An 8,711-nucleotide genomic window follows, 5' to 3' on the forward strand; every position below is an offset into this window, starting at 1 on the left:
ACTCTTTGGCACAGGACAGAAGAATGCTATCAGCATTGCCAAACACTGCCCCCGCTTGCAAGGAGCCAGACAGCCCCCATGCCCCCTTCCGCACAGGATATTATGCTTATTGGTGGTATTCCTGCCCTGATCAGCTACCAGGTGCCACGCTCGGTTTTTCGGGGGGTGTTTGTGGGGCTGAACGCCGAAGTGGACTTTTTTGCAAGCACGGTTGCCGGGCTGGAACCGCAGGGCGAGGCCGCGTTACGCTCCTTTTTAAACCTGTGCCAGAGTAACCGGCGGTCCCCCCTGCTTTTGAGCGGTGATGCCCAGAAAACCTATCTGCTGGAAGAGATTTATGAGCAGATGGCCGAACCTGCCCGCCGGTGCGGCATAGATTTATATGACGTCGTGCGTGAGCAGGTAAGGACTTTTCAGCCCGGTGGAGGAAAAGCCGCTCCGGCTATTCTGCTAAGCCTGTAAGGCCGCGCCAGTTGTATAGCCACAAAAAAGGGATGCGCCCTGCTGGGAGCATCCCTTTTTGCTGTGTAGCGTGTGGACCGGTGTTTAGGCCGGTTCTTCCACATTGTCGTGTTCTGCCACGATGGTTGTCTTTTTGGCTGGATAGAGAGCCGAAACCACAACAACAATAATCACATTGACCCCAAGGGCCAGCAGACCCGTGGAAACATTGCCCGAGAACAGGCCAAAGTTAACCGGGTGAATAGGCTTAAGCCCATCCATCCAGCACAGGCTGACCCCAAACACGGTGCCAATCAGCCAGCCTGCCAGCATGGCCGTGGCGGAAAAGCGTATTTTGAGCAGACCCAGAATAAGTGCGGGAAAGGTCTGCAGAATGAACACGCCGCCAAGGAGCTGGAAGTCAATGGCGAACTGTGCATTCAAAAACAGCACGCACACCAGAGCGCCCAGCTTGACCACAAGCGAGGTCAGGCGGCTGGTACGCACAGGGTTTTTCTGTGTAGGGAGCAGGTTGCTGGTGACAAGGTTGGCAGCCCCAATAGCCATAACGGCTGCGGGTACAAGTGCGCCAACAGCAATGGCTGCCAGGCAGAAGCCCGCAAACCATGCAGGAAACACTTTCTGGAACAGCATGGGCACAACCATGGAGTTATTGGTTGTGATAATCCCAGCGGCATGCGCCATAAAGCCCAGCATGGCAATCAGGCCCAGCACAATGGTGTAAATGGGCAGGAAGACCGCGTTCTGGCGGATGGTGTCCGCCGAGCGGGATGCCAGAATACCCGTAAGCGTGTGCGGGTACAAAAAGGCTGCCAGTGCGGAGGAAAGGGCAAGCGTTGCATAAGGCAGGCCCTGTCCGGGTTTGAGCATGTTCTGCGCATGTTCAACCGAGGTAAAAAGTGCTCCATACCCGCCGGTGTGCAGCGGAATGACCGTAACTGCCACAAGCACGGCAATATAGATCATGATGTCCTTGATAAACGCGGTCAGGGCCGGGGCATGCAGCCCACCCAGCCACGTATAAGCCGCCAAGGACAGGAAGGCGATAATCAGGGGCAGGTCCCCCGGCAGCCCGAGTGCCTGAATAACGGTGCGGATCCCAATAAGCTGCAGGGCAATATAGGGCATGACGGCAACAAGCCCGGTCAGTGCAACCACAACTTCCAGCGCGCGGCTGTCAAAGCGGGCACGCACAATATCGGCCGCCGTGGCATGCCCGCCTTCACGCGCGATTTTCCACAGTTGGGGCATGACGATAAAAATGAACGGGTACACGATAATGGTGTAGGGCAGCGCAAAAAAACCGTAAGCGCCTGCGGCGTAAACCAGTGCCGGCACGGCAATAACGGTATAGGCCGTGTAAAAATCCCCACCGACCAGAAACCATGTAACCCAGGGGCCAAACCCACGCCCGCCCAGCGACCATTCTTCATGCGAGGTGGCCGTGTTTTTTTTGCTGAACAGCCCGCGTATCCACTGGATGGAAGACCCGATCACAATGGTTGCGGCAAAGAACAGGATAAAGACGCCAAGCGCCCACGGATTGATCGTGCTCATGCGCGGTTACCCTTTTTCCAGACCACCCAGATCAGGACGGATGTCACCGGAACCCAGGCGAACTGGTACCAGTAAAAGAAGGGAAACCCGAGCAGGACCGGGTCGTGCCGATCATACAGCGGCGTCCAGAGCAAACCCAAAAAGGGTAGCAGAAGGAGGTAATTAAGATATTTCATTTCGTGAGACCGGCTTATTTTGTTATTTTTGTTCGCAACCGGCTGACCATGCCGATGGAAACCGGCTTATGTCAATTACGCCTGAAGCGATTTCAGGCGAGTATAATCAGAATTGTGTTTTTTGCGCATCAGGTATGCCCCTGTTATAACGCGAACGTCATAAGCAGGGGCAGAAGCGGTTAGCGTGTGGTGTTGATCTTGTGTTCCTGCAACACCTTGTTCAGGCTGTCGCCGTACTGGCGGTAGCTGCCTTCTGGCACGCAGCCAAGCTCCTCCAGTTCTTCCAGATCAGCACCATGGTTGATCCACTGGTTGGCCTCGCGCGAGTCCAGTGTGCTGGGAATGGGCCGGGCCTCGTATACAACCGGCTGTTCCGAATCCTCCGATGCACCAAAGGACAGAAAACTGTCTTCAGCGGGAGCCTTGTTTTCGCTCAGGCTGACCTGCCCGCAGACAACCTGTTTCTTGTCGCTGTTGGTATGTACGCTCAGCTTGCGGAACTTGGGGTGCGCGCTGGGAAAACGCGTTGTCAGCGATTTGAGCGTTTCCTTGACAAAAGGTGATGCTTTTTGGGCGCTGTTATCCAGCATGGTCTGAGCTGCGGCAGTGTGGTGCACGGCCACGGAACCCAGGCTGGGCAAAAGAATGCAAAGCGCGAAAAAACGTTTCATCAAGAAGGTCTTTCCTGTCAGTCTGAATGGGGTGGGGGAGGGCTGGTCGTGTGTGCATCCGGCCAGAGCCGACGCCCCCATGGCGTAATGCTCATGCAGGTCAGCCGCCCACCTGTCTGGGGCAACGGTACACCCGTTGTGGTGGGGAGGGAAAGAGGCAACCCCGCAAGGCTGCGCACCGCCAGAAAGCCAAAACATTCGGCTTCCAGTGCATCTCCGTTCCAGCCAAGCTGTTCTGCCGGGTGCAGGGTGCCGGGCAGGGCTTGGGCCAGTGCTGCCATAAGGGCCGGGTTGTGCCTGCCTCCCCCGCAGACAAACCATTCCTTTGGCTGTTCTGGTAGCAGGGTGCGGGCGATGCTCTGCGCAGTAAAAGCGGTAAGCGTTGCCGCACCATCCGCCGCACCCAGTGCCCCGACCTGCGCCAGAGCGGAATGGAAGCTCATCCGGTCGAGCGATTTGGGGGCAGGTTTATGGAAAAAGGGATGCGCAAGGAGGCGGTCCACCAGAGCAAGGTCGGCGGTACCCAGGAGCGCCAGTTGGCCATTGGTGTCGCACGGTATGCCGGTGTGCTGGTAGGCCCAGTCATCCAGCAGGGCGTTCCCCGGTCCGGTATCACACGCAAGAATGTGCCCATCGTGGGTAACAAGGGTCAGGTTGGCAACGCCACCGATATTGAGCGCTGCAACAGGGTAAGGTCGGTTACGGAGCAGGGCCGCGTGGTAAAGCGGGACCAGAGGGGCCCCTTCTCCCCCTGCGGCAACATCAGCGCTTCTAAAATCATGCACCACGGGCAGGTCAGTCTGGGCAGAGAGGCAGGCGGCATCCCCGATCTGCCATGTGCGGCCGGGCTGGTGCAGAATGGTCTGGCCATGAAAGCCCACAACATCCACCGCCCAGTCCGGGGCAAGCGCGCGCAGGCGTTGCACGGCCTGAACATGCACCAGTGTCAGGGCATGTTCTGCTTCCTTGAGTGCGGCACTATCGGGGGCAAGGGTCGGTGCACTATCAAGCAGGTCGCGCAGATTCTGGCGTATATGCGCGGGGTAGGGCAACGTCAGCGATGGGCCATGGGCGGTAACGGATAGGCCATCCGTGCGGATGAGGGCTGCATCCACCCCGTCGAGCGATGTGCCGCTCATCAGGCCCAGTGCGTTCAGGCTGCCATCCGGCGTAAACGGGGGAGGGGGCGCAGGCATTAGCGCATCAGGGCTGTGTGGTTTCCAGCCCGGGCTGAACCTGCCCGGTAGCTACATTCCACAGCATGATCCGCTCGTGCTCCTTGCTCGCAATCTGGATGGCCAGCAGGTCATCATGCACGCGGGTTATGGCCAGCATGTGCTCGTCCGGCCCAAGGGCAAGGTGGGCGTTGCGGGCGTCCGTTAGCGGGATGGCACTGGCACGGGCAGGCTGGTGGGGGGCATTCATGCGGTGGATGACCACGCCTACCAGAACAACCACACCGACAATAATCAGCACCCCCATGCCCACAACCGCAGCCATGAGCGCTTTTGGCGTCTTGTAGTCCTGCTCTTCCATTTAGTGTCCTGCTGCTTTGTCTATATGGGTGCGCATGGTCTGGATAACCGTTGGCAGCCCGTCAAAAATGGCCTGACCGATCAGAAAATGGCCGATATTCAGTTCCCGCACAGGGGTAAGGGCGGCAACAGGGCCGACATTCTCGTAAGTCAGGCCGTGGCCTGCATGCACTTCCAACCCAAGACTGGCTGCCTGTGCGGCGGCGTGTTGCAGGCGTTCAAGTTCTCCCGCCCGACCCTGTGCATAAGCGCCGGTATGCAGTTCTACTACCTGCGCGCCTGTGGCGGCTGCCGCAGCAATCTGTGCGGGGTCGGGGTCTATGAACAGTGACACCCGGATCCCCCAGCCCTTGAGTGCATGGACCTTGGGTGTCAGCACCAAGGACTGGCCAGCGGCGTCCAGCCCGCCTTCGGTTGTCAGCTCCTCGCGGCGTTCGGGCACAAGGCAGCAGGCATGGGGGCGCAGGTTCTGGGCAATGCCGAGCATTTCCTGCGTTGCGGCCATTTCCATGTTCAGGGGGGCGTCTACCTCGGTGCGCAGGCGCTCAAGGTCTGTATCACGGATATGGCGGCGGTCTTCGCGCAGGTGGGCTGTTATGCCATCTGCTCCGGACTGCACGGCCAGCAGGGCAGCGGCTACGGGGTCGGGGTGCTGGCCCCCACGGGCATTACGGACGGTGGCAACATGGTCAATGTTGACGCCAAGCCTGATGGCCGGTCTCATGCATTTTTCCTTCTGTTCGCGGCCAGTGTTGCGGCCAGCTTTATGGCCGCCGCCAGGCTGCGTGGGTCTGCCTTGTTCTGGCCTGCTATGTCAAATGCCGTCCCGTGGTCTGGCGATGTGCGGATAATGGGCAGGCCAAGGGTTACGTTTACGCCTTCGGCCATATCCAGTGTCTTGAGCGGGATCAGTCCCTGATCATGGTACATGCACAAGGCAACATCGTATTGCGCGCGGGCATGGGGGGTGAACATGGTATCCGGCGGCAGGGGGCCGCTTACGTGCAGCCCTTCATTGCGCAGGGTATTTATGGCGGGGAGAATAATCTCCTGTTCCTCATGCCCCATTAGCCCGTGTTCGCCTGCATGGGGGTTCAGGCCCGCAAAGGCAAGTCTGGGGTGGGGCAGACCAAAGTCACGTTGCAGACCGGCAGCAACCGTGCGGGCCGTGCGGATGATCAGTTCGGTGGAAAGCTGGGCAATGGCATCCCGCAGTGCCACATGCACGGTAATGGGCACGACCTTGAGCGAAGGACCAGCCAGAAGCATGACCTCATCCCCCGGTGTCTGGCAGAGTTCTGCCAGATAGCTCGTATGCCCAGGGTGCCGGAAGCCTGATCCTTGCACAACTTCCTTGCTGATCGGGTTGGTGATCATGGCCGAGGCCTCCCCGCTCAGAGTGAGTTCCGTGGCAAGGCGAATGCTCTCAAGAACACTGGCGGCATTGCGGCGGTCCGGTTCCCCCGGTGCGGGGGGCGTTGCCAGATGCAGGGGCAGCACCGGCAGGGCGTGGCCAAATACATCTGCGCCATCAGACAGGTAACGAATGGTCTGTACCGGCACGCGCCGCTCCAGCAGGGAGGGATCGCCCACATACACAAAAGCAGGCCCGCTCTGGCGGAGGGCCTGCCAGACCGCGGCGGTAATTTCGGGCGCAATACTGGCCGGGTCACCCTGCGTCAGAACCAGCATGGCTGTGTCTTCCTTATCCGTCATTGTTGCTGTCTTTGCCTGAACCTCTGGCAGAGAAACGCAGAAAGGCTCTTGCGTAAAGGGGGAGAGTGTTTGGCCGGGCGGGATATGTGTTTATGCCAACACGCGGGTAAAAGACCGTGGTAGGGTGGTACAGGCTGTCTTGCGGCTGGTTTGTCTGCCATTCTTGTTCTTTGCGTAGGATAGGGCTACCACATCATCATGATCAGGCTCATAATTGTTGTACCGTTCCTGCTTGCACTTGTTGTGTTCAGTGCCAGTAATCAGGACCCGCTGGATATGTGGATGCTCACATATAGCTGGAAGTGCTCGCTGGGTGTGCTTGCACTGAGTGTGGGGGCTCTGGCTTTTCTGCTTGGAGCGTTCTGCCTGTGGGTGGTCGAGTTCCGGCAGGGGCGCAGGGCGCGCAAGGCCGAACAGCAGGTCCGGGACCTGGAGGCACAACTGGCACAGGTGCGGGCCATGCTGGCTAACCGTGCGCCTCCCGTTGTGCCTGTCCCTGATGTGCAGCCTGTTGTTACACCACAGCTTAACCCTGCAGGGAGCGAAGAGCACTCCAATGTCTAATACACCCCGGCGCACCGGCCTTATTGTTTCTCTGGATACGCAGGACCCTGCTCAGGCGCGCCAATGGGTGCAGGATGTAGCGCCCGTGTCCGGCATCATCAAACTGGGGCTTGAGTTTACTTACGCTGCCGGCTTTCAGGCTGTGGCAGATGTTGCCGGTGGGTCACCGCTGTTTCTGGACCTGAAGCTGCACGATATTCCCAATACGGTTGGTGCAGCGGTGCGCTCCCTGTCTCACCTGCGGCCACGTATGCTTACCCTCCACGCTTCTGGCGGTCGGGCCATGATGGAAGCTGCCCGCACGGCCTGTGATGAAGCTTTTCCCCAAGGGCAGCGGCCTCTGCTACTGGGTGTTACGGTTCTGACCAGTCTGGATGATCAGGGACTGGCGGAAACCGGGGTTATGGATGGCGCGCGGGCACAGGTGCGCCGCTTGGCCAAGCTGGCTGTTGAGTCCGGTATGGATGGCCTTGTCTGTTCCGCGCATGAGCTGGATGTGCTGCGTGATGATCTGGGGAGTGCCCCGGTTATTGTGACGCCCGGCATCCGTCCCGCTGGTGCAGCAAAAGGTGACCAGAAGCGGGTCATGACCCCCGCTCAGGCGCGGGATGCCGGTGCAGACTGGATTGTGGTGGGCCGCCCCATAACGCAGGCTGCACAGCCTGCTGCTGCGGCTGCTGCCATTATGGCGGAACTGGAAAGCTGAACATGCCCGGGCGTTTACACACAGGTGTTAAAATCTGCGGCCTTACGGAGGAAGCGGGGTTTGATGCCTGCGTGGAACATGGGGCAGACTGGATTGGCTTTGTTTTTTTTGATCGCTCCCCACGTTGTGTAACGCCGCAGCAGGCCGCAAGCCTTGCCACCCGTGGCGTGGGGCAGGCCAAAACTGTTGGCCTGTTTGTGCACCCACGGGATGAGGATATTGCGCGGGTGCTTGAGCATGCAGCTCTCGATGTCCTGCAGATTTATGCTTCAGAGGAGCGTGCGCAGCAGGTGGCGCACGCATTCGGCGTACCTGTCTGGCTTTCGTTCCCGGTTGCGGGTGCTGCGGACCTGCCAGCATCCTGTCCTGTCCAGAAAATGCTCATAGAACCGCGTCCTCCCAAGGAGGCAACCCGCCCCGGTGGAAACGCCCAGATGCTGGACTGGTCCATGCTGGCAGGCTGGAAGCCTTTATTCCCGTGGATGCTCGCCGGAGGACTCAGGGTCGATAACGTGGCAGAAGCGATCCGTATTACAGGTGCTCCTGATGTGGATGTTTCGTCAGGGGTGGAGAGTGCTCCGGGCATTAAGGACCCGGCTTTGATTGCGCAATTTGTGCGCAATGCACGGCAGGCGGACAGGAATTAAGGAAAAAACAGAGCAGGAGGACTTTTTCCCTCTTGCCTGTTCCGATAATCTTGCTATTACCGTCCTCGCGCTGGAGAGATGGCCGAGCGGCTTAAGGCGCACGCTTGGAAAGCGTGTGTACGTTAATAGCGTACCGAGGGTTCGAATCCCTCTCTCTCCGCCAAAACCAATTCTCAGAAATTCTCATAAGCTATCAAAAGCCTTGATCTTCAGGGCTTTTTGCGTTTTTTGTTTTCTCACGTGTTCTCATTTTGTTTCATACAAGCTCAACGCTTTGTGGGTAACGAGTGGGTAAAATTTTCCTGTGTGTGGGTAACGAAAAGCATGCTGACAGATACCGGGGTCAAAACAGCAAAGGCCAAGGACAAAGCCTACCGTCTCGCTGATAGCGAGGGGTTGTTCGTTCATGTCATGCCAACCGGTAAGAAATTCTGGCGTATGCGCTACAGATCCGCCGGAAAAGAGCAAACTCTGACTTTTGGACCTTAGGGGACAATGGAACCGCTTACGGGATCGCCCAGTGGCACAAGGACAGACAGGACGACTTCAAGCGCATTATGGGGCGCGATATTCACGGTTCAAGCCGGGAAGATCAGCTTAAGTTCATGCAGTGGGAACTCGACCACCAGAGTTATCTGGGGGGCGATGAAATCCGTCATGCCAGAACAGCATCACAG

13 protein-coding genes and 1 tRNA gene are annotated in these 8,711 nt (G+C 58.5%); 7 read left to right on the top strand and 7 right to left on the bottom strand.

All coding sequences use genetic code 11. The features are described 5' to 3' along the window. The first annotated feature begins 78 nt into the window (after positions 1-78). Positions 79-462 carry a hypothetical protein gene (locus tag GOB83_RS11215; protein WP_086645724.1) on the top strand — a complete coding sequence of 128 codons (384 nt, stop codon included), beginning with the start codon at positions 79-81 and terminating at the stop codon, positions 460-462. Between the two features lie 84 nt (positions 463-546). On the opposite strand, the gene GOB83_RS11220 is transcribed toward GOB83_RS11215, so the two are convergent. From GOB83_RS11220 to pdxA, 7 genes are all read right to left on the bottom strand, one after another. Then, the gene (locus tag GOB83_RS11220; RefSeq protein WP_165926106.1) at positions 547-2,019 is read right to left on the bottom strand and encodes a sodium:solute symporter family protein; all 1,473 of its coding nucleotides are present in this window, start codon (positions 2,017-2,019) and stop codon (positions 547-549) included. Beyond that, positions 2,016-2,195 (bottom strand): DUF3311 domain-containing protein, encoded by a 180-nt coding sequence (locus GOB83_RS11225; protein WP_086645726.1) that lies wholly within the window; start codon positions 2,193-2,195, stop codon positions 2,016-2,018. Before GOB83_RS11225 ends, GOB83_RS11220 begins: the two co-directional genes overlap by 4 nt. A gap of 179 nt (positions 2,196-2,374) precedes the next feature. Then, positions 2,375-2,866: a hypothetical protein gene (locus GOB83_RS11230; RefSeq protein ID WP_086645727.1), complete on the bottom strand. Its 492-nt coding sequence runs from the start codon at positions 2,864-2,866 to the stop codon at positions 2,375-2,377. Between the two features lie 17 nt (positions 2,867-2,883). Then, a complete protein-coding gene (locus GOB83_RS11235; RefSeq protein ID WP_165926107.1) occupies positions 2,884-4,062 on the bottom strand; it encodes an anhydro-N-acetylmuramic acid kinase in 1,179 nt (392 codons plus the stop codon). 7 nt (positions 4,063-4,069) lie between these two features. Then, positions 4,070-4,402, bottom strand: coding sequence for a hypothetical protein (locus GOB83_RS11240; RefSeq protein WP_165926108.1), 333 nt, complete (start codon positions 4,400-4,402; stop codon positions 4,070-4,072). After that, positions 4,403-5,125 (bottom strand): pyridoxine 5'-phosphate synthase, encoded by a 723-nt coding sequence (locus GOB83_RS11245; protein ID WP_165926109.1) that lies wholly within the window; start codon positions 5,123-5,125, stop codon positions 4,403-4,405. Beyond that, positions 5,122-6,093: a 4-hydroxythreonine-4-phosphate dehydrogenase PdxA gene (gene pdxA / locus GOB83_RS11250; protein ID WP_165926121.1), complete on the bottom strand. Its 972-nt coding sequence runs from the start codon at positions 6,091-6,093 to the stop codon at positions 5,122-5,124. Before pdxA ends, GOB83_RS11245 begins: the two co-directional genes overlap by 4 nt. A gap of 222 nt (positions 6,094-6,315) precedes the next feature. Here pdxA and GOB83_RS11255 point away from each other — a divergent pair, with 222 nt between their 5' ends. The 6 genes from GOB83_RS11255 to GOB83_RS15280 all read left to right on the top strand — a co-directional run. Continuing rightward, complete coding sequence (locus GOB83_RS11255; RefSeq protein WP_095350308.1) at positions 6,316-6,681, top strand: lipopolysaccharide assembly protein LapA domain-containing protein; 366 nt, start codon at positions 6,316-6,318, stop codon at positions 6,679-6,681. Beyond that, the gene (gene pyrF, locus GOB83_RS11260; RefSeq protein ID WP_086645732.1) at positions 6,674-7,387 is read left to right on the top strand and encodes an orotidine-5'-phosphate decarboxylase; all 714 of its coding nucleotides are present in this window, start codon (positions 6,674-6,676) and stop codon (positions 7,385-7,387) included. The genes GOB83_RS11255 and pyrF overlap by 8 nt, the downstream gene beginning before the upstream one ends. Positions 7,388-7,389: 2 nt before the next feature. Beyond that, the gene (locus tag GOB83_RS11265; RefSeq protein WP_165926110.1) at positions 7,390-8,034 is read left to right on the top strand and encodes a phosphoribosylanthranilate isomerase; all 645 of its coding nucleotides are present in this window, start codon (positions 7,390-7,392) and stop codon (positions 8,032-8,034) included. Between the two features lie 72 nt (positions 8,035-8,106). Then, a tRNA-Ser gene (locus tag GOB83_RS11270) sits at positions 8,107-8,197 on the top strand. Between the two features lie 161 nt (positions 8,198-8,358). Then, entirely contained in the window at positions 8,359-8,523 is a 165-nt protein-coding gene (locus GOB83_RS11275) for an Arm DNA-binding domain-containing protein (RefSeq protein WP_242005836.1), read from the top strand. Then, the coding region (locus GOB83_RS15280; RefSeq protein ID WP_408737442.1) for a phage tail tip lysozyme at positions 8,484-8,711 on the top strand (228 nt) is incomplete at its 3' end. The genes GOB83_RS11275 and GOB83_RS15280, both read left to right, overlap by 40 nt.

It is taken from the genome of Acetobacter fabarum (genome assembly GCF_011516925.1).
Classification (GTDB): domain Bacteria; phylum Pseudomonadota; class Alphaproteobacteria; order Acetobacterales; family Acetobacteraceae; genus Acetobacter; species Acetobacter fabarum.